The 19,845-nt window shown below is 52.2% G+C and carries 16 protein-coding genes and 2 pseudogenes; 9 read left to right on the top strand and 9 right to left on the bottom strand.

Translation table 11 applies throughout. The annotated features are described in order from the left end of the window. Nucleotides 1–14: 14 nt before the first annotated feature. The 6 genes and pseudogenes from NYE92_RS05420 to NYE92_RS05395 all read right to left on the bottom strand — a co-directional run. Nucleotides 15–1,124 (bottom strand): Gfo/Idh/MocA family protein, encoded by a 1,110-nt coding sequence (locus tag NYE92_RS05420; protein ID WP_014605578.1) that lies wholly within the window; start codon nucleotides 1,122–1,124, stop codon nucleotides 15–17. 9 nt (nucleotides 1,125–1,133) lie between these two features. Next, nucleotides 1,134–2,300 (bottom strand): acetyl-CoA carboxylase biotin carboxylase subunit family protein, encoded by a 1,167-nt coding sequence (locus tag NYE92_RS05415; protein WP_014605579.1) that lies wholly within the window; start codon nucleotides 2,298–2,300, stop codon nucleotides 1,134–1,136. A 394-nt stretch (nucleotides 2,301–2,694) separates the two neighbouring features. Then, entirely contained in the window at nucleotides 2,695–3,537 is an 843-nt protein-coding gene (locus NYE92_RS05410) for a WcbI family polysaccharide biosynthesis putative acetyltransferase (protein ID WP_014605580.1), read from the bottom strand. A 12-nt stretch (nucleotides 3,538–3,549) separates the two neighbouring features. Further along, entirely contained in the window at nucleotides 3,550–4,416 is an 867-nt protein-coding gene (gene rfbD, locus NYE92_RS05405; RefSeq protein WP_014605581.1) for a dTDP-4-dehydrorhamnose reductase, read from the bottom strand. Then, nucleotides 4,416–4,607 (bottom strand): dTDP-4-dehydrorhamnose 3,5-epimerase family protein, encoded by a 192-nt coding sequence (locus NYE92_RS05400; protein ID WP_259019492.1) that lies wholly within the window; start codon nucleotides 4,605–4,607, stop codon nucleotides 4,416–4,418. The genes rfbD and NYE92_RS05400 overlap by 1 nt, the downstream gene beginning before the upstream one ends. Next, nucleotides 4,605–4,733, bottom strand: a pseudogene (locus tag NYE92_RS05395) (sugar phosphate nucleotidyltransferase); the annotation flags it as partial. The pseudogene NYE92_RS05395 and the gene NYE92_RS05400, both read right to left, overlap by 3 nt. 331 nt (nucleotides 4,734–5,064) lie before the next feature. Here NYE92_RS05395 and NYE92_RS05390 point away from each other — a divergent pair. The 8 genes from NYE92_RS05390 (at nucleotide 5,065) to NYE92_RS05355 (ending at nucleotide 12,317) form a co-directional block, all read left to right on the top strand. Beyond that, nucleotides 5,065–6,033, top strand: a complete 969-nt coding sequence (locus NYE92_RS05390; RefSeq protein ID WP_014593927.1) for an HNH endonuclease signature motif containing protein — start codon at nucleotides 5,065–5,067, stop codon at nucleotides 6,031–6,033. Nucleotides 6,034–6,176: 143 nt separating this feature from the next. Further along, nucleotides 6,177–6,899 (top strand): RNA polymerase sigma factor FliA, encoded by a 723-nt coding sequence (locus NYE92_RS05385; RefSeq protein WP_006118887.1) that lies wholly within the window; start codon nucleotides 6,177–6,179, stop codon nucleotides 6,897–6,899. Nucleotides 6,900–6,950: 51 nt separating this feature from the next. Then, nucleotides 6,951–7,454, top strand: coding sequence for a flagella biosynthesis regulatory protein FliZ (fliZ, locus tag NYE92_RS05380; protein WP_013026139.1), 504 nt, complete (start codon nucleotides 6,951–6,953; stop codon nucleotides 7,452–7,454). Between the two features lie 203 nt (nucleotides 7,455–7,657). Then, nucleotides 7,658–8,644, top strand: a complete 987-nt coding sequence (locus NYE92_RS05375; RefSeq protein WP_015700081.1) for a D-cysteine desulfhydrase — start codon at nucleotides 7,658–7,660, stop codon at nucleotides 8,642–8,644. A 133-nt stretch (nucleotides 8,645–8,777) separates the two neighbouring features. Continuing rightward, the gene (gene tcyJ, locus NYE92_RS05370; RefSeq protein WP_014605583.1) at nucleotides 8,778–9,578 is read left to right on the top strand and encodes a cystine ABC transporter substrate-binding protein; all 801 of its coding nucleotides are present in this window, start codon (nucleotides 8,778–8,780) and stop codon (nucleotides 9,576–9,578) included. Continuing rightward, on the top strand, nucleotides 9,578–10,246 hold the full coding sequence (gene tcyL / locus NYE92_RS05365) for a cystine ABC transporter permease (protein ID WP_013026136.1): 669 nt from the start codon (nucleotides 9,578–9,580) through the stop codon (nucleotides 10,244–10,246). The genes tcyJ and tcyL overlap by 1 nt, the downstream gene beginning before the upstream one ends. Then, complete coding sequence (tcyN, locus tag NYE92_RS05360; RefSeq protein ID WP_029570176.1) at nucleotides 10,243–10,995, top strand: L-cystine ABC transporter ATP-binding protein TcyN; 753 nt, start codon at nucleotides 10,243–10,245, stop codon at nucleotides 10,993–10,995. Before tcyL ends, tcyN begins: the two co-directional genes overlap by 4 nt. A 236-nt stretch (nucleotides 10,996–11,231) precedes the next feature. Then, nucleotides 11,232–12,317, top strand: coding sequence for an acyltransferase family protein (locus NYE92_RS05355; RefSeq protein ID WP_014605584.1), 1,086 nt, complete (start codon nucleotides 11,232–11,234; stop codon nucleotides 12,315–12,317). 179 nt (nucleotides 12,318–12,496) lie between these two features. Here the strand turns inward: NYE92_RS05355 and NYE92_RS05350 are convergent, their stop codons facing one another. Next, a complete protein-coding gene (locus NYE92_RS05350; RefSeq protein WP_126842853.1) occupies nucleotides 12,497–13,105 on the bottom strand; it encodes an NUDIX domain-containing protein in 609 nt (202 codons plus the stop codon). 934 nt (nucleotides 13,106–14,039) lie between these two features. On the opposite strand from NYE92_RS05350, the gene NYE92_RS05345 reads away from it, so the two are divergent. Then, entirely contained in the window at nucleotides 14,040–15,119 is a 1,080-nt protein-coding gene (locus tag NYE92_RS05345) for an acyltransferase family protein (RefSeq protein ID WP_259018679.1), read from the top strand. Between the two features lie 97 nt (nucleotides 15,120–15,216). Here the strand turns inward: NYE92_RS05345 and NYE92_RS05340 are convergent. Continuing rightward, nucleotides 15,217–15,450 (bottom strand): annotated as a pseudogene (locus NYE92_RS05340) (respiratory nitrate reductase subunit gamma); the annotation flags it as partial. Nucleotides 15,451–15,524: 74 nt separating this feature from the next. After that, nucleotides 15,525–19,469, bottom strand: coding sequence for a trifunctional transcriptional regulator/proline dehydrogenase/L-glutamate gamma-semialdehyde dehydrogenase (gene putA / locus NYE92_RS05335; protein WP_259018678.1), 3,945 nt, complete (start codon nucleotides 19,467–19,469; stop codon nucleotides 15,525–15,527). Between the last annotated feature and the right edge of the window lie 376 nt (nucleotides 19,470–19,845).

Below are 19,845 nucleotides of genomic sequence, written 5' to 3'. Positions count from 1 at the left end.
TATCTTTTTATTGTTTAAAGGGTACATTTTTGCAGACTTGTTGCACTTTTCGCGGCACTTTCAAGAAAGTGAAGCCCGCGAGCCGCAACGTCTGAACCCATCACGTAATCGTTAGGTTCCCCTCTCAATGCAGAGGCAATGTCAGCATAATAATTGGCAAATGCTTCAATAAAGCCAGCAGGGTGACCCGCTTTAAAACGGCAGTAACGTGCATCAGCAGCAACAATATTGTCATTGGCTGTGCGATCGATAACAGTACGACTGCCTTGCAAACCGCTGACATAAAGGAATTCAGGATCCATTTGGAGCCATTCTGCACTGCCCTGACTTCCCATGACGCGAATCCGCAGGCCATTTCGGTATCCCAGGGCGGCTTTGCCATACCAGTAATTACATGTCATACCGCTTTGATAACGCGATAAGAGATGTACGGTGTCGATGACGCCGGGGATTTTGGCGTACGTATCATGGATCGCATAAATATCGACTGCGTGATCCCCGGTGATAAATTCAATTAGCTGGTGAACATGAACGCCAAGATCGAGCGAAACGGTTGGAATGACGGCATCCTGCTGCCGCCATCTCTGCGGTTTTGGCACATCGCCATGTTGATTATGTCGTGCAAAACCTTCCTGAGGCATTTCAACCATGACTTGCTGAATGGCCCCGAAATCGCCCCGCTGTACGCGTTTTTGCAGTTCGCGCACCATGGGATAGCCACTGTAATTATAAGTGACAAACAATTTTGCCTGATGTTGGTGCTCGCTGTTCATCACGTGCAAAGCGCTTTGATGGCTTTCAACCATAGCCTTTTCGCAAATTACAGCCAGACCGTTTTCGAAACAGGCGGTGATAATTTCATGATGGTCAGGGGTGGGTGTTAACACCGCAACTGCGTCAAGATGGTGGCGCTCCTGCATAATAAATGCCTGAATACTGTCGTAGATACGTTCAGGATGAATATTCCAGCTCTCACCCGTGTGGCGATTCTGCTCAGGATTGCGGCTAAAGCAGCCCGCCACAAGTGTAAAATCCCCGTCGAGCTGTGAGGCAATTTTATGGGTAAGACCAATAGCCGAATTCGCGCCACCGCCAATAAAACCAAGTTGTAGTTGTTTTTTCATATCGGTTTCCTAGTACTTACTGAGCGTAAAAAAATTTTTTAATTGTGGTGTGAAGCTGGCCAGTTCATCACGTTGGTGGAATTCAGCAAAAATAAGCGCGGCGCGATCGTGAGGCGCGCGCTGGATTCTCTCGCCTGTTTTCTTCAGTGGCAGAAAGGAAAGGATATTGGCCGGTAATGCTGCGAAGTTGACGGAGGTAAAGGTTTCTTCCTGATCAACGGACAGGGTATGGCGAGCGATTAATCTGACGTGCCCGGGGCGCCGATTGGCTGGCGTAAAAGGTGTGCCGGTAAAGGCATGGGTGAACCAGAGTGAATAAGGCGTGTCTGTAGAATATTCAATAAGTTGATTATAAAGATCACCCGGGCATCGGCGTGTCATTTCTATTAGAGAAAAGTCTTTACCGTCCGAGATAAACTGAGTGTGCAGTAAACCATCACAAAGCCCGAGCTCATCAACGAGTGCCTGTATACAGTCGCTGACCTGGTCTTTTATCGACGCAGAAAGATTGAGGCTGAGACTACTACTGTTTACCTGCCAGGAGTAAACGGTACAAAATTCATCAACAAAATATTCGACCGCCACTTTTCCATTCACGATAAAAGCGGAGTGGCTGTGCAAATCACCGGCTATCCAGCGCTCTATAAGTGCCTGGCCACAGGATGATGCTGCACAGGCGTCTCGCCAGGCGGCGGAGATATGTTCGCGCTCAGTCACCAGTGAAATCCCTAATCCGCTGTATGAGTCGACAGGTTTTATCATCAACGGTAGCGGAAGTGGCGCCGCCTCTTCAGGACAGCTCACGGCCACAGGGACTGGATAACCCTTATTCTGTGCCCACTGGCGGAAAACGTCTTTTTTAAAAATAATTTCTGCTACATCAGGGCGATCAAAACCGCGTAAGCCCATTGCTTCAGCGACACTGGCACCCGTAAGGTAAGACACATCGGTAACACCAGGCAGAAGTGAAGTGATATTGAGTGATTTCGCCAGGGTCAGTACGTCCTGTACGTTGGCATAATTCAGGCAAAAAGAGTGGGCCGCGAGTTGATGACCCGGATCCTGCGGTTTGCCGCTGCATACGGCTGTTTCATAACCGGAATGCTTAAGTGCCATCAAAAGAGGCATGGCAGCAAAACCGGCATCCAGCATAAGTGCTTTTTTATTACTGCTCATTATGATTTGCCTGAGGTGGTGCAGCTAACACATTGTTTAGCTAGCGAAGTTTTTCCTGGTATGAATGGGGTGCCAGGCGCGCTTTTATAGCAGATTGTAATCCCGGCAGGCCGAACTGATGCCGTAAATAAAGCCCTTTTTAGTGTGTATTTAACGCAAACGGGGACAGGCAGGCACTCCAGGAACCGCGCTTCTTTCTGGCGTCAACCTGAGCGTTGTAAGCAGAATCATAATGACCGGAATGGCAGAGACAGGCCTGACGCAACAAAGCGATATAACGCTGTATTAATACGGTAAAGCAATATCGCTGTGTTTATTGCGCGGCCTGAACAATATCGTTTTCTGTGCTGATAAGCCTGATCGATAAGATGCAACTTCAGGCTTACAGCATAGCTCAGAGGTTTTGATAGCCGGATTTCAGACTGCGGTAATAGGTAGAACGCAGTAAGGCTTCTGAGAGTTGTTCACGCGATTGTGAAGAAAAGAAGTGATAGTTAATTTTACAGGCCAGAGAAAGCCCTGTTTCGCGCATCATAAAATAATGCTGTTCGCCACTGCCTACCTCTGGAACAATATAGTTTTTAAGCAAATCGTTGCCGCCCAGATCGAAGTTCTTATTCTCTTTAAATAAATCAAAAAAGATTGCACTAAAGAAAATGCTTAAATGTTTATTATTGGGGTGGCTTACCGTGCTGTAGCAACGTTTATCTTTTAACAGGGCATCCCGATAAAAGTCTGAATAATCAAACGCCACCTTCCCCTCTTTGAACAACCGCTGGTAGCGATTAGCGTCGTCCATGATCATGTTATGCTGCCTGGCAGCATCGTAACTGACATTGTGGTACGCAGCAACGGCATCCATACAGGCATGTGCGGTCAAATAAAGATGCAAAAAACGGTAATCAACATACACCATTAAATCGGGCACGGCAGCAGAATAATACCCTAGTTGCGGTGCTGATACGCTTGATTCCATTGTGGGTAATATGCGGATATCGAAATACTCAGTCAGTTTTACAGTTGAAAGCAAACCCCAGCGTTCAGAATGATACTGCATATAAATATGATCGCAGCTTTCAAGTTCGTGCATCAGATTGATAATGTCTCGCTGAGCATCAAGTTTATACAGAGGTGTATTAAAAACTTGTGTTATTGCGCCACGATGAAGCTCAGAATAATTACTTAATAACTGACCAACGACTTCGAGCTGACAGTTACCAATCGTTGCTACTTTCATTCAATTATCTCCTTATAAAGTATTCGCGTAGGGAAAGGGGGTCGCCAGGTGATTCAGACAGAGGCGAAGTTTATCCTGCCAGTCTGAAGGGTGGATGCCGATGGTGCTGAGAGCGTCGCTGTTCATCACACTGCGCGCAGGCCGAATCGCCGCAGACGGATAGTGCGAGCTGATAATGCCATGCACGACCACGTCCTGTTGCGCCGCGACAAATATTGTCTGAGCGAATTCGCACCAGCTAACGGCAACATCGCCACAATAATGGTAAAGACCGCGCTTTTCGGGCATGTCGGCGAGCGTGATCATGGCCTGGGCTAAATCACCCGCGTAGGTCGGACAGCCATACTGATCGTTCACCACATGTAACTCGGAACGCGTCTGCGCCAGACGAAGCATCGTACTCACGAAGTTATTACCGTATTCGCTGAACATCCATGAGGTTCTAATCACAATGGCTTCTGGCAATACCTCAAACACACGCTTTTCACCTTCCCACTTGCTTAAGCCATAGAAATTAATCGGGCAGGGCGGATCATTTTCGCTATAAGTCGTTTTCTTTAACCCATCAAAAACATAGTCAGTCGATATATGAATCAGGCGTGCGTTGACCAGTTTTGCTGCTTGTGCCAGATTTTCAGGACCAATCGCATTCACCTTCAGCGCGCGGGTACGATCGGTTTCTGCTTTATCGACGGCCGTGTAGGCCGCAGCATTCATGATGACATCAGGTTTGAATTTTTTGACGACGCGCATAACCGCACAGCGGTCAGTAATATCCAGTTCTGCCGAACCACACGCCAGCGTGATCCAGTCAGCGGGAAAACGATCCAGCAAGCAACGCCCTAATTGGCCATAAGCCCCTGTAAGTAAAACGCGCATTACACCAACTCCTGCAGTGATAGTCCTTGTTGATCTTTTACCGACAATATCGGCTGTTCTACAGGCCATTGAATTGCAAAATCAGGGTCATTCCACATCAGGCAGGCTTCATCCTTAGGATTATCATAGTGAGGACAGGTATATTCAGAATCAGCAATGTCCGGGCGCGAGACGAATGGATGCAAGTGCATCAAAAGCGAAAGGGGAAGAGAGAGCATGGGTTTGTCATAGAACGGTAGCAGTTGCTCAGAGACGCCGCAGGTTACAGGATGTAATCGAGAACCTGTTCCACCAGCCAGCACTATGCCTTTCATCATTCACTTCCTCTATACCCGATCTGCATCTGCAGAGTGATGGTGAAAGAATACGAGTGTGCAAGTGAAATTAATGGCAAGAATAACCGATAAAAAAGCAGGTAAAGTAAAGGATAAGAACGCCGCGCGCCCCTGAACAGAGAGGGAGATAAAACAAACAGGCGTGTTTTGTGTTGCACTAATGCAAATGTTGCAGAGCAAAACGAACGGATTTTGGTCTGGGCCGTAAACAATAAAAAAGTGAACTCAGCGTTACAGTTCATCTCCGCTATGCCGATAATTCCCTTCAGAATGGCTCTAATTTTGATATTACTTTTCATGTTCTGGGGTGGTTATGCGCTTTAACTATGACCTGCTACCGGGCGAACGTCTCTCATTTGAAGAGATCGCCCTACGTTATGCACAACAATACCCTGATGAGAAAGAACTGACCGCGCGTGCGTTGCTGAGTCCTTCAACCAGCTATCGGACGTTAAAAATTCGCGCTGTCTTTGCTCAGGAAGAGAGTAACAGTCCGCTGGAAGACCTGTTGTTCATTGCCAACGATAACGAACGAAAAAATTATCTGCGCCGTTTTGAGCACTATCTGAAACAGCAGCAGCCTTTTCACTATTTTCGTCGGGGACACGAGGATAAAGAGAACAACCGGTGGAAAGTGATTGGGCAGAGCTACGTCTATGCGATGGTCGATCCGCACTCCGCTCAGGCGCAAAACCTGATCAACAGCCGGGGCTATAAGCTGGTTCTGATGCGCGAGGACGAAGAGGATGCCTGGTGGCAGCTGTTCAACGTTCAGTCTAATCCTTGCTTTCCACAGTCACGCCGTATCCAGTTTATTGTGGTACTAAGCACGCCTGAGCACAGAACGCCCGCTGCAGTTATGCCTGGTACGGAAGTCGGGCGGCGGGTGAAAGCCAAAGTGTTGCAGAAGGCCAGCCAGTCAGAGTTTATGGCGGCGGTTAAGGCGCGCTATGGGGCCTGTATCATTACCGGAACCAGCCTTCTCGATCAGCATCAATGGCCCTGGGTCGAAGCCTGCCATATCGATACGCGCGAAAACGAAGAGGGATTTCTCGCAGACAATAGCGTGGATAATGGGTTGTTCCTACGCAGCGACTTACAGCGGCTTTTCATCAACAGAATGATTAGTATCGATGGTGATTCCGGGCAGGTCCGTTTTCACACGGATGATAAAACACGTGAAAGCATTAGCCCGTTTTATCAGGAGATGGAAGGCCGGGTTTGCGCGCTATGGGAAAACGTCCCCGTAGCCACACGGCAGCGTTTGCTGACATTACGTTAGCCTTCCTGTTCAGAGCGGAGACTTCCGCTCTGAAACATCACAAATTTGAAATAACCTCGGTTTATCCCGCCTATTCTGCCAATCAAAAGCCCTACAGAATTGCATAATCATGCCGATAACTTCATTAACGCAGGGTAGTCAACGTGAACGATCTCTATACCGCCGAAGGCGTGATGGACAAACATTCGCTCTGGCAGCGCTACGTACCACTGGTACGTCATGAAGCACTGCGCTTGCAGGTCCGCCTGCCAGCCAGTGTTGAACTTGACGATCTGCTTCAAGCCGGGGGCATTGGTCTGTTGAATGCGGTGGAGCGCTATGACGCACTCCAGGGTACCGCCTTTACCACGTATGCAGTACAGCGCATCCGTGGAGCCATGCTTGATGAGCTTCGCAGCAGGGACTGGGCACCACGTAGCGTCAGACGAAATGCTCGCGAGGTTGCGGGAGCCATGCATCAGGTTGAACAGATGCTTGGCCGCGCTGCCTCTGAGCAGGAAGTCGCGCAACAGTTGAATGTTTCGATAGAAGAGTACCGGCAGATTCTGTTGGATACCAACAACAGCCAACTCTTTTCGTACGACGAGTATCGGGAAGAACACGGTGACAGTGCGGAACTGGTGACGGAAGGGCACGAAGAGGCCAATCCACTTCATCAGTTGATGGAAGGGAGTCTGCGTGAACGCGTCATTGAAGCGATCGAGGCCTTGCCCGAACGCGAAAAGATGGTGCTGACACTGTACTACCAGGAAGAACTGAATCTGAAAGAGATTGGCGCGGTTCTTGACGTGGGGGAATCCCGAGTCAGCCAACTGCACAGTCAGGCGATAAAACGCTTGCGTGCCCGACTTACGGGAGCGCGCTAGAAGGCTCAGTTCCTGGCGATCTATAAATAATAAGAAATCGGGGACTCAACAGTGGGAGCCAAAACCAAAGCCAGACCTTTAAGTCGTTATCTTAAAGACTACAAACACAGCCAAACCAATTGTTCACACTGTGGCAAAGTTTTAGATCGTATGGCGCTGGTCTTCCGAGGTCAGATCATCAATAAAGAGGCCATCGCACGCATGGACCAAATGATTGATGAGCCGCTTTGGCTAAAACTTCAGCCTGAATTAACGGCGCTTTGCCGTTTTTGCAGCGATATTTTTTGTAATACACATCCTAACTACTTTGACATTATGGCGTTTAAACAATATCTGTTCGAACAGACGGAAATGAGCCCGAGCACGATTCGTGAATACGTGGTTCGCTTACGTCGGCTTGACGATATGCTGAAAGCCAGAAACTTTCCGGCTGAAAAACTGACAGGCAATAGCTGGCATCAATGCCTGGAAGAAGACTTACCTGATGCTGGCAATAATAATTATCGTATTGCGCTGCGAAAGTACGACCAGTTTTTAGGCTGGCAGCAACGTTAAGGGACACAGTGAAATGTCAGAGAGCGTTGCCACTGACATGATGTCTCCCACCCCCATTTTTCCCACTTCGCGGGGGAAAATGGGGATGTTGCGCTGCAGCAGGCTGACCTCTCTTTCCCCCCGCATTTGAATTCAGGATGATCCTTTCCGCATCTTCTGTAACACTGTAAAGATCACTGCCTTGTGCCCAACGGGAGGCCGCATTGTCCTTACATCTTATCCATCAGTTTCCTCGTATCGAACTTCTGGGCGCGCCCACGCCGCTGGAATATCTGCCCCGTTTATCTGACTATCTTGGTCGTGACATCTTTATCAAACGTGATGACGTGACACCGCTGGCTATGGGCGGTAACAAGCTGCGCAAGCTGGAGTTTTTAGCCGCGGATGCCCTTCGTGAAGGCGCTGACGTGCTGCTGACCGCCGGCGCCATTCAGTCTAACCATGTGCGTCAAACGGCGGCCGTTGCGGCCAAACTCGGCCTGAAATGTGTGGCCTTGCTGGAGAACCCGATAGCAACGCACAGTGAAAACTACCTGACCAATGGCAACCGCCTGATGCTGGATCTCATGGATGTCGAAGTGGTGATGGTCGATGCGCTGACCCAACCTGCCGTGCAACTGGCGGAACAGGCGGAGCGGCTTGAAGCGCAGGGCTTCCGGCCTTACATTCTGCCGGTGGGCGGTTCGAATGCGCTGGGGGCGCTGGGCTATGTGGAATGTGCCCAGGAGATTGCTCATCAGAGCGAAGGGGTGGTGGATTTTGCGGCAGTCCTGGTCGCATCAGGCAGTGCCGGAACGCATGCCGGTCTGGCGGTTGGGCTGGAACAGCTGCTGCCGGAAACTGAGCTGGTTGGCGTAACCGTATCGCGTAACGTCGCTGAGCAACGGCCTAAGGTTGACGCACTACGCCAGGCCCTGGCAACGCAGTTAGCCCTAGAGGCGAAGGCACCGGTCACGCTATGGGATGACTATTTTGCTCCGCGCTACGGCGAGCCGAATGAAGAAGGCATGGAGGCGATCAAACTGCTGGCGCGTCTTGAAGGGATTTTTCTCGATCCTGTTTATACCGGTAAAGCCATGGCGGGCCTGATCGATGGTATCAACCAGAATCGTTTTCGCCGGGAAGGGCCGCTGTTGTTTGTGCATACAGGCGGCGCGCCCGCGTTATTTGCTTATCACCCTTCGGTCTGAGACGCAGCGCAAAAAAGGGTTATAATTCAGCCGTTATTTTAACGCCTTAGGTAAAATAACGCCCATAATGACAGAGCGGCAGGCCGTGATGCGCCGCTCAACAGCACACTTACAAATAATAAACGGGGTAAACATGGCTTTCTCACAGATTCGTCGCCAGGTGGTGACGGGAATGATGGCGGTTGCGCTGGTGGCAGGCTTCAGCGTTAAAACGTTTGCGGCAGACGATTTACTGGCGCAGGTTAAAAGCAAAGGCGAGCTGCGCGTCGGTCTGGAAGGCACCTATCCTCCTTTCAGTTTTCAGGATGAAAAGGGCAAGCTGACGGGCTTTGAAGTGGAGTTTGCTCAGGATCTGGCCAAACACATGGGGGTTAAAGCCGTCCTGAAGCCGACCAAGTGGGATGGCATGTTAGCGGCGCTGGATTCGAAACGCATCGATGTGGTCATCAATCAGGTGACGATCTCCGATGAGCGTAAAAAGAAATACGATTTCTCTACGCCGTATACGATTTCTGGCGTGCAGGCGCTGACGCTGAAGAAAAACGCGGGCAGCATCACTAAGCCAGAAGACCTCGCAGGGAAGAAAGTCGGTGTGGGCCTGGGGACCAACTACGAGCAGTGGCTGCGCGCGAACGTAAAAGGTGTGGATATCCGCACTTATGATGATGACCCAACCAAATATCAGGATCTGCGTTCTGGTCGCGTTGACGCGATTCTGGTGGATCGCCTGGCTGCTCTGGATCTGGTGAAGAAAACAGGCGATACCATGGCGGTAGCCGGTCCGGCATTCTCGCGTCTGGAAGCGGGCGTTGCGCTGCGTAAGGGCAACGAAGATTTACTGAAGGCGATCGATCAGGCCATTGCGGAAATGCAGAAAGACGGCACCCTTAAAAAGCTGTCAGAAAAATGGTTTGGCGCGGACGTTACTAAATAATGCAGGAAAGTTTACAACTGGTGCTGGACTCAGCACCCTTTCTTCTTAAGGGCGCGCTGTTCACGCTGCAGCTCAGTATTGGCGGTATGTTTTTCGGGCTGATACTGGGCTTTTTGCTGGCGCTGATGCGCCTGTCCCGCTTCTGGCCCGTGAACTGGCTGGCGCGTATCTACGTGTCCATCTTTCGTGGCACGCCGCTTATCGCCCAGCTGTTTATGATCTACTACGGTCTGCCGCAGTTTGGCATTGAGCTGGATCCCATTCCCTCGGCGATGATTGGGCTGTCGCTTAACATGGCGGCCTATGCCTCAGAATCGCTGCGCGGCGCGATTGCTGCCATCGAGCGCGGCCAGTGGGAAGCGGCGGCCAGTATCGGCATGACGCCGTGGCAAACGCTGCGTCGGGTTGTTTTACCGCAGGCCGCCCGCACCGCACTCCCGCCTTTGGGTAACAGCTTTATCAGTCTGGTAAAAGATACCTCGCTGGCTGCCACGATCCAGGTTCCGGAACTGTTTCGTCAGGCGCAGCTGATTACTTCACGCACGTTGGAGGTGTTCACCATGTATCTGGCGGCTTCGCTGATCTATTGGGTGATGGCAACCGTACTGTCAGCATTGCAGAACCGACTGGAAGCGCACGTTAACCGTCAGGATCAGGAGGCGAAATGAGTGCTATTGAAGTTCGCCAGTTGGTGAAAAAGTTTAACGGACAAACGGTACTGCACGGCATCGATCTCGATGTCGCCCCGGGCGAAATCGTCGCGATAATCGGCCCCAGTGGCTCAGGTAAAACCACGCTGTTGCGCAGCATCAACCTCCTTGAGGTCCCGGATGCTGGCCGCATTAAAGTGGGTGATATCACCATTGACGCCAGCCTGGGCATGAACAGACAGAAAGAGCGGGTGCGGATGTTGCGTCAGCAGGTGGGTTTTGTCTTTCAAAACTTCAATTTATTTCCGCATCGTTCGGTGCTGGAAAATATTATTGAAGGTCCGGTGATTGTGAAGCGGGAAGCGAAAGCGGACGCGGTTGCCCGCGCGCGCAGCCTGCTTGAAAAAGTTGGACTCAACGGCAAGGAAGACAGCTACCCACGGCGCCTGTCCGGTGGTCAGCAGCAGCGTGTCGCCATTGCCCGCGCGTTGGCGATGCAGCCAGAAGTCATTTTGTTTGATGAACCGACCTCTGCGCTGGATCCGGAACTGGTGGGTGAAGTACTGAACACCATTCGCGCACTGGCTCAGGAAAAACGCACCATGGTTATCGTGACGCACGAAATGAGCTTTGCCCGCGACGTCGCCGACCGCGCCATTTTTATGGATCAGGGCCGTGTTGTTGAACAGGGCCCTGCTAAGGCACTCTTCAGCGATCCTCAGGAGCCGCGTACCCGGCAGTTTCTGAATAAATTTCTTAATCAATAAACCCGGTGCCGCCAGAAGTTGGCGGCGCTTATTGCGCTGTATCCCACCTTTATTCTTCTCAGTTTCTTCCGAAAATTTACATTTTGCATAGATTTAATTAACTGATTTTAAAGGTTATTTGTCATCATCTCGCGTCCTGAGGTAACAGATTGTAACTTTTAAGAGCCGCCTGATTGAGACTTCCCGCTAAATATTAATAATTCTTCACAAATTCATTGCACGATCGGGAAGACATAATGAACCAACCCAGGAAGGAAATCCTCTGGATCAATACCCTAAAAGGGGGATGCATTTTACTTGTGGTACTGCATCACTCCATCATTACAACCTTCGCGCCAGCGCTTCATCATTTGACAGCCGGTATCGTACCGGCTCATGCGTGGGTGGCGTTTAATACCTGGCTTTCCCCCTTACGGATGCCGGCATTTTTCTTTGTATCCGGCCTGCTGGCCAGTAACTCGGTGATCAATAAACGCTGGAAAGCGGTCTTCACTAAAAAGTTCAGCAACATCGTTTACCTGTATCTGCTGTGGGGCGTAATCCAGTGGCTGAGTATCCACTACATTTCAACCCACCTGGGCGAGCGGCTGTCCAGCAGCAAAAACGCCGCCTATGCGGATTCGCCAATGGAGTTTATTAAACTGCTGATGCTGTCGATGACCAGCCTGTGGTACCTGTATGCTCTGGCGGGGTTTTTTCTGGTCACTAAACTTTTCCATCGGCAGAAGATGCTGCTGGTGGCTGCGGCAATAGCGGCAAACTACGCCGCGCAGTTTAGCCTGATCCCCGGATGGGGCCCGGCCAGCGTGGCACAGAACTATCTCTATTTCTTACTGGGCGTATTTTTTAGCGCAACGTTAATCGAACTGAGCGGTTTAAAAGGTCGTCACTGGCTCTGGTTGGGCGCAATCGCGGCGATCGGCATTGCCCATCATCTGGGCGGCATATATAAAAACCCGTTCTACAGCCTGCTGACCATCGTCTTTGGTATTGTGCTGTGCCGTTTTCTTAATGCGCATTTCAATATGGCGTGGCTGAACTATATAGGGCGTAACACGCTGCAGATTTATGTTTTGCACCGTATCTTTATCGAACTGGTGGGGCTGAGCGCCATCTCACTGGCGCTGCACTACGGCTGGTTTGGCAACGCGGGTTTTAGCTGGGCATGGGCGTTGCTGATGCCGTTAACCGGCGTGGCAGTCTGCACGCTCCTGTCTTTGATGGTCTGGTCGCTGCTGAACCGGGGGCCGGGACGGATGCTGTTTATTCATCCACGTTTAATCAGTAAACGGCAGCCAGAAACCCAAGCCTCATCATCCTGACGTACCGGGCCAGCATGCTGGCCCGTTTCGTATCCTTTCTCTGGCGAGCAAAGCAGGGAGTGAGCATCTCTCCCCCGTTAGCCTGTTCCTGTCGCGTCAGCTGACAGGGCGAGAAGCCTCAGCCGCCTCTGGTCGGGGAAAAGGACACTGCATGTTGAGGCTGCTCTTCGCGTGCCGTGTTATGCCGGGAGACAAATGCCTTTGATGACCAGGTGCTGAATCAGAATAATGGTTTTCGCGTCAATGATGATGCCGGCCTCAATCATTGCAAGCGCCTCTTGAATCGGCACCTCAATGACTTTGATATCTTCACCTTCAGCAGCAAGGCCTCCGCCCTCGTTAATCCGAATTTCGCGGGTAAAAGGGGCGATGAAAAAGTGCAGACGCTCAGTAACGGAACCCGGGCTCATGAATATCTCGCCAATCTTAGTGACCTCATTCAGCTTATATCCGGTCTCTTCTTCGGCTTCGCTTCTTATTGCCTGGATCGGGTCCCGCTCATCAAGCAAACCGGCGCAGGCTTCAATCAGTTCATAGTGATGACCGATCAAAAACGCAGGCAGGCGGAACTGGCTGGTAAGGATGACCGTTCTGTCATCGCGGTTGTAGAGCAGAATAGTCGCACCGTGGCCGCGATCGTAAGCTTCACGCGTGAAACGCTGTTCTGTCCCATCGGAACGGACATAGGTCATATCGTATTTGGTCAGAGTGCCCCAGTCGTTTGCCAGTATCTGCTGGTTGTTAACGGTCGCGGTGGTGGAAACGGGCGTATAATGCGCATGCTGCATATTGAGATTCCATTGGTAAGTAAGTCTGGAAGAGCTATTCAGACACAGCGTGCCGAGTGGACATTGAAAAAATCACCCCTAAACCTAAACCTAAACCTAAACCTAAACCTAAAAATGCACTTTTCACCTGTCAGCGATATTTCCGAAAGGAACACCTAAGCGAATAACGTTTAGCGGTGTTTTATCCACGCCCTGTCTTTTTTAAGGTGATATTCGAACCTGAAATAAAGATACAGGCAATAATGCAGGAAAAAATTAGCCGAAAAGGGCATGAACGAACGATTTTACCTGGCTGAATAAGTCACTCGCGCTAATCAAACACGCACAGTAACGTTACCTGTACTTAAGATGAGTCACCTGAGCTAACATAAAGCCAGAAATAAGGTTAAGCAAGCGTTGAGTGTGAAAATTCGCCGGGACGTCATCGTGCGGTGTGGCATCGCGCGATGAAACGTTTATCTGTTGCCGCAACGATAAAGTCATGGATCTGAGGGGCAGGATGCGCGGGACCTTGGGGCCTTTTCGGCAGGATGCCTGCATAGCGCCGCACGGCTTTTGCAGCGCGCGTTCACGCAACAGCGTAGGGCCATGGGATAAAATACCTCGCCTGTCCTGCGCGACCCAGGCCAACTGATTTAATAACTGACCTGATGCTTAACGGGCAGCAACACCTGGACATTTCTTATTTATTCAGATAAGAACACCTTATTTATTCCGTCGTCTGACAACAATTCCCTGCGTTGAAATTAAATTCGGGATAAATGTCAGAAAACATCCTGTATTGTAAAGTACGGTTTTAAACCCTTCCGGGGAGGGGACTTTAAGACTTTCGCTACATTCAGGAGTGCGAGCATAGGGAATACTTTTCGTATAACGATAACGTCGGCAGTTCGAATAACTTGTTTGTACATGACACAGCGACGGAAAAAGCCTGATGACGAAAAGTGAAAAAAAAGATATTGAATGGATTAATACCCTAAAGGGAATCTGTATCCTGCTGGTCGTCCTGTATCACACGGTGTTACCCGGTTTTGAAAGCCAAGTGAAAGATCTGGCCGCAGGTGAATGGGTGGCAGAGATGTGGGTGCAGTTTAATACGTTATTATCGCCGCTGCGCATGCCCGCGTTTTTCTTTGTGTCGGGTTTACTTGCCAGAAATGCCATCATTGACCGCCCCTGGAAACATATCGCGACCAGCCGGATGACAAATCTGTTTTATCTCTATCTGCTGTGGGGAGCCATTCAGTGGGGGGCCATCACGGGCATTTCAACGGAAATTACCGGGCAGCGTATTTCACAAAATATCAATGCGGCCTATGCGGGAACCTTTTCTGAGTTCCTGACGCTGACGTTTCTGGCGATGAGCACCTCATGGTATTTATATGCCCTGGGGATCTACTTTCTTCTTGCCAAACTTCTTCAACGTTACAGCCTGCCTTTATTGCTTATGGCCGCAGTGCTTAATTATCTGGCGGTTGAAAAAATCATTCCCTACTGGGGCCCGCAGAGTCTGGCGCAATATTTTGTTTTCTTCATGCTCGGCACGTTCTGGTGTTCGCAGATACTGCGTTTAAGCGAGTGGCGAAGGCAAAACGGACTGCCGTGGTTGTTACTGCTGCTGCTGGCGGGCCTGCCCGCTCTGTTCGATTTCGACAGAAGCCTCTTCTTATCTGTTCTTGCCATCCTCATCAGTGTGGCGGCCTGTCGCGGGTTAAATCAGGTCAGTAGCATGGCGTGGCTCAACTGGATTGGCCGTCACACCTTGCCTGTTTACGTCCTGCATCGCATCTTTATTGAGTATTTCGGCATGACGGCCATTTTGTTTGCGCAGCGCCACCAGCTCTTTGCGCTGGCATGGTTTTCGTGGCTGTGGGCCTGCCTCTATCCGCTGGTCATTGTCGCCCTCTGCTCACTGGCGTCCGTTGCCGTCTGGTCGCTGACAAATCATGGCGTCGGGCGCGCGTTGTTTCGCTTCCCGACGCTGATAAAACGGCCTGTGTACCCGGCGGCGTAACCGGGGCAGGTGGCGCAGGATGCGGGAACAGAAAAAGGCGTGGTGTAAAAAGCGCAATGAAGCCGGCCGCTGATAGCGGGCCGGATTGCGGTCAGGCTTAGTTACGCGCGCGCATCACCTGATAGCGGCGCGTGAAATACTCGACCGGCGCGCTCCAGATGTGCACAAGGCGGGTAAACGGAGACACCAGAAAAATCGTCACTCCCAGAATCAGGTGAATACGATCAATCCCTTCCACCCCGTCAAGCCAGCGTGAGGCGTTGCCCCGCAACATGATCACCACCTGTGCCCAGCCGACCTGTTTCATCATGCCAGGGCCATCCATATATCGCCCAACGCTCAGCGCAAAAAAAAGGTTCATGCCCGGGCATGAACCTTTAACGTAAGCGATCGGTCTGAAGGACGTTACCCGATTGTCATCAGGCTGGCATTGCCGCCCGCGGCTGCGGTGTTAACGCTAAGCGAACGTTCAATCAGCAGACGTTCCAGCAGCAGATTAGTTTCGCCGCGCGCAAAACCCTGCACCGACACGATGGCACCTTCGCGCGCCGCGACCTGTTCGCACAGGTTGCGGAGCTGGTCGGCATCACCGTGATAGATAACGGCGTCAAAATGCGCAGACAGGGGATCGTTGGAGAGCGTAATGCGGTTTTTCACCGCCGCCGGTAAGGTGCCCAGCAGTGCGCGGTGCAGCTCATCGTCCTGCCACAGTGCCTGGCTGCCTACGCTGGTGACCGCCGCCAGTTGAATCAGAGCATCCTGCTCGTTATCCGCCAGACAGAGTACCTGCTCACGCGGCAGCAACAGGAAGGTATTGCGTTCGCCTGTTGGACCGGGCAGCAGGCGTACCGTGCCTGCCTGAGCCAGCTCGGCATAATGCTGGCACAGTGAAGACAGCTGAGGCTTATCTTTTGCCCACTCGCTCAATGCCTGATGCGCTGCCAGCAGCAGCTGACGCTGGGCATGGTCGGCCGGGCGCTCAGCATCCTGACGGGCGAGGGTGGTGCTGAGTGCGTTGTCCGGGCGATTCGCCAGCAGGCGATACAGATAAAGCGGGCCACCCGCTTTCGGACCGGTACCGGATAACCCCTCGCCGCCGAATGGTTGCACGCCCACCACCGCGCCAACCATGTTGCGGTTAACGTACAGATTGCCCACTTTGGCCGCTGCGGTGACCTGCATGATGGTTTCGTCAATGCGGGTATGGACGCCTAACGTCAGCCCATAGCCCGAGGCGTTAATCTGTTCGATCAACTGCGGCAGGCCACTGCGGGTGAAGCGTACAACGTGCAACACCGGACCAAATACCTCTTGCGTCAGATCGCTGACCTTATCCAGTTCAATCAGCGTCGGTTTCACAAAGGTTCCGGTTGCCCACTCTTTGCTGTCCTGTGGATGATCCTGCGCCGTTTGAAACACCTTAAAGCCTTTATTGCGCATGGCCTGAATATGGCGCTCAATGTTGGCTTTGGCCTCTTTATCGATCACCGGGCCGATATCGGTGGACAGGCGCTCCGGATTGCCCATACGGCACTCCGCCATCGCGCCACGCAGCATTTTCAACGTATGTTCCGCGACGTCCTCCTGAACGCACAGCAGACGCAGCGCAGAGCAGCGTTGACCCGCGCTGTCAAAGGCCGAGGCGACGATATCGATCACCACCTGTTCTGTCAGGGCGGATGAATCGACAATCATGGCATTCATGCCGCCGGTTTCAGCAATCAGCGGAGTGGGGCGGCCTTGGGGATCCAGCCGACCTGCCAGATTACGTTGCAACAGGGTGGCGACCGCCGTGGAGCCGGTGAACATCACGCCACGAATGCGTTCGTCTCCGGTGAGCTGTGCGCCCACGGTTTCACCGAGGCCCGGCAGCAGTTGCACGACGCCAGGCGGGACACCGGCACTCAGTAAGATCTCAACGGCCTGCGCGGCAATCAGCGGCGTCTGCTCGGCAGGCTTCGCCAGCACGCTGTTTCCGGCCGCCAGCGCGGCTGCGACCTGACCGGTAAAAATGGCCAGCGGAAAGTTCCACGGACTGATACAGACCACAGGTCCCAGTGGGCGGTGCGTTTCGTTGTCAAAATCAAGGCGGACGATGCCAGCGTAGTAATAGAGGAAGTCCACGGCCTCACGCACTTCGGCAATGGCGTTGCTGTAGGTTTTACCGGCTTCTCGCACCAGAATGCCCAGCAACTGCTGTAGCTGACCTTCCATTAACTGGGCTGCACGCTCAAGGATGGCCGCGCGCTCCTGCGGCGGAGTGGCAAACCAGATGGGACCGGCATTGACCGCCGCCTCAATGGCCTGGGAAACCTCCTGTTCTGAGGCATGGCGAACGGTACCGACGACGTCCGACGGCGCGGCCGGATTCACCACATTCTGGCTTTCTCCGCTACCAGCAGGGCCGTCAATAAGCGGTTGTGCCAGATAAGGCTCACTCGCGCCGCTCAGCAGAGCACTGGACAGGGAAGCAAGGCGGTGCTCGTTAGCCATATCCAGACCCGCAGAGTTAACCCGGTCGCTGCCATATAAGTCTCGCGGCAGCGGGATCTTTGGATGTGGCAGGCCCAGGGTGCCTTCGCTGGCACCCAGTTTTTCAATTTCACTCACCGGATCGGCGACCAGCTCCTCTATCGGCATGGACGTGTCGGCAATACGGTTAACAAAGGAGGTATTCGCACCGTTTTCCAGTAGGCGACGCACCAGGTAAGCCAGCAGGGTTTCATGTGTACCTACGGGGGCATAGATACGGCAGGGACGATTGAGCTTGCCGTCTGCCACTTTGCCTACCACCTGATCGTAGAGCGGTTCACCCATGCCATGCAGGCACTGAAACTCATACTGTCCGGGATAATAGTTATTGCCCGCCAGTTGATAGATCGCGGCCAGCGTGTGCGCGTTATGTGTGGCAAACTGCGGATAGATCAGATTGGGCACCGCCAGCAGTTTACGGGCGCAGGCCAGATAAGAAATGTCGGTGTACACCTTACGGGTATAAACCGGATAGCCTTCCAGTCCTTCCACCTGGGCGCGTTTGATCTCGCTGTCCCAGTAAGCGCCTTTCACCAGGCGAATCATGAGACGACGACGGCTGCGTTGGGCCAGATCTGTCAGCTCATCAATCACAAACGGGCAACGCTTCATATAAGCCTGAATCACGAAACCTATGCCGTTCCAGCCTTCAAGCTCGGGTTCAAAACACAACCGCTCCAGCATATCGAGAGACAGCTCTAAACGATCGGCCTCTTCCGCATCAATGTTAATGCCGATGTCGTAAGAGCGGGCCAACAGGGTCAGCGACTTCAGAATCGGATACAGTTCATCCATCACCCGATCATACTGCGCGCGGCTGTAGCGCGGATGGAGTGCGGACAGCTTGATAGAAATGCCCGGGCCTTCATAGATGCCCCGACCGTTTGAGGCTTTACCAATGGCGTGAATCGCCTGCTGATAAGAAACCAGATAGGCTTTGGCATCGCTGGCCGTCAGGGCGGCTTCACCCAGCATATCGTAGGAGTAACGAAAGCCTTTTTCTTCAAGCTTGCGGGCGTTGGCCAGGGCTTCGGCAATGGTTTCACCGGTCACGAACTGTTCGCCCATCAGGCGCATCGCCATATCCACGCCTTTCCGGATGAGCGGCTCGCCGCTCTTGCCAATAATTCGGTTGAGCGAGCGCGACAGGTTGACTTCATTGTGCGTTGAGACCAGACGGCCCGTAAACAGTAATCCCCACGTCGCGGCGTTCACAAACAGTGACGGGCTGCGGCCAAGATGTGACTGCCAGTTACCGTTGCTGATCTTGTCGCGGATCAGCGCATCGCGGGTGGGCTTATCCGGGATACGCAACAAAGCCTCGGCCAGGCACATTAATGCCACACCTTCCTGAGAGGAGAGTGAAAACTCCTGCAGCAGGCTTTGCACCATGCCGGCACGGCCGGTCGCCCCTTTTTGGTGCCTCAGCTTGTCGGCCAGCTGGTGCGCCAGCTGCTGCGTTTTTTCTGCCAGGGCGGCGGGAAGGCGCGCTTGCTCAAGCAACATGGGAACGGCATCAGTTTCAGGACGGCGCCAGGCGGCTGTCACCGCAGAGCGGGCGACCGACTGCGGCAAAATGTTTTCGGCGAATTCAAGGAAGGGCTGAACCATCTCTTCCGGGGCAAGCTCATCGGACGCTGAGTCGTTAAGCTGCAGGGGGATCTCATCCACCGTTTCACCGGCATCTAACTGGGTCAGATAATTAAAGATCGCCTGTTTAATCAGCCAGTGAGGCGTGCGATCGAGTTTCTGCGCCGCCAGTTTAATACGGTTGCGGGTGGCTTCATCCAGCTTCACCCCCATGGTTGTTGTTCCCATGATTTTCTCTTCCTTAAAACGGTTTTGACCAGAGCATGGGCTGCACTATTACCCATGTTGCAACTTTGTGCAACCAGGTTAAATGTGACCTCGGTTGCACACTTTGAAACCCCTTTTTTAATTAACATTTAAAAGCGGCACAAATCTTGCTGCAAAAAACTCGCCAAAGTTGCAACCTCATTCAATTTAAAGGGTGAAATCATTGCAAAGGTGCAACTTTATTGTGAGCGAGTGCAACCTGTGAGCATTAAAAAGGGATTGAGAGGTGAAACTGATGTGACGGATGTGTTAAATGCATTGTGTGCGCCGTGCCTTTACGGCAGGATACCGCGCCTTAAGGGAAATCGCTTTCTCTTGATGCGGTAACAGCCTGACG

The organism is Pantoea sp. B566 (assembly GCF_024793925.1).
In the GTDB taxonomy this organism is placed as follows: Bacteria; Pseudomonadota; Gammaproteobacteria; order Enterobacterales; family Enterobacteriaceae; genus Pantoea; species Pantoea ananatis.
The sequence above is the reverse complement of the archived record's forward strand: the minus strand, read 5'-3'. Positions and strand labels throughout refer to the sequence as shown.

What these genes read in the sequence shown, in the direction of transcription:
- rfbD (WP_014605581.1), bottom strand. Translation starts at nt 4,416, where the DNA reads ATGCGCGTTTTACTTACAGGGGCTTATGGCCAATTAGGGCGTTGCTTG.
- tcyL (WP_013026136.1), top strand. Translation starts at nt 9,578, where the DNA reads ATGCAGGAAAGTTTACAACTGGTGCTGGACTCAGCACCCTTTCTTCTT.
- NYE92_RS05350 (WP_126842853.1), bottom strand. Translation starts at nt 13,105, where the DNA reads ATGCAGCATGCGCATTATACGCCCGTTTCCACCACCGCGACCGTTAAC.
- putA (WP_259018678.1), bottom strand. Translation starts at nt 19,469, where the DNA reads ATGGGAACAACAACCATGGGGGTGAAGCTGGATGAAGCCACCCGCAAC.
- NYE92_RS05355 (WP_014605584.1), top strand. Translation starts at nt 11,232, where the DNA reads ATGAACCAACCCAGGAAGGAAATCCTCTGGATCAATACCCTAAAAGGG.
- NYE92_RS05345 (WP_259018679.1), top strand. Translation starts at nt 14,040, where the DNA reads ATGACGAAAAGTGAAAAAAAAGATATTGAATGGATTAATACCCTAAAG.
- NYE92_RS05415 (WP_014605579.1), bottom strand. Translation starts at nt 2,300, where the DNA reads ATGAGCAGTAATAAAAAAGCACTTATGCTGGATGCCGGTTTTGCTGCC.
- NYE92_RS05390 (WP_014593927.1), top strand. Translation starts at nt 5,065, where the DNA reads ATGCGCTTTAACTATGACCTGCTACCGGGCGAACGTCTCTCATTTGAA.
- NYE92_RS05410 (WP_014605580.1), bottom strand. Translation starts at nt 3,537, where the DNA reads ATGAAAGTAGCAACGATTGGTAACTGTCAGCTCGAAGTCGTTGGTCAG.
- NYE92_RS05400 (WP_259019492.1), bottom strand. Translation starts at nt 4,607, where the DNA reads ATGCACTTGCATCCATTCGTCTCGCGCCCGGACATTGCTGATTCTGAA.
- tcyN (WP_029570176.1), top strand. Translation starts at nt 10,243, where the DNA reads ATGAGTGCTATTGAAGTTCGCCAGTTGGTGAAAAAGTTTAACGGACAA.
- tcyJ (WP_014605583.1), top strand. Translation starts at nt 8,778, where the DNA reads ATGGCTTTCTCACAGATTCGTCGCCAGGTGGTGACGGGAATGATGGCG.
- NYE92_RS05420 (WP_014605578.1), bottom strand. Translation starts at nt 1,124, where the DNA reads ATGAAAAAACAACTACAACTTGGTTTTATTGGCGGTGGCGCGAATTCG.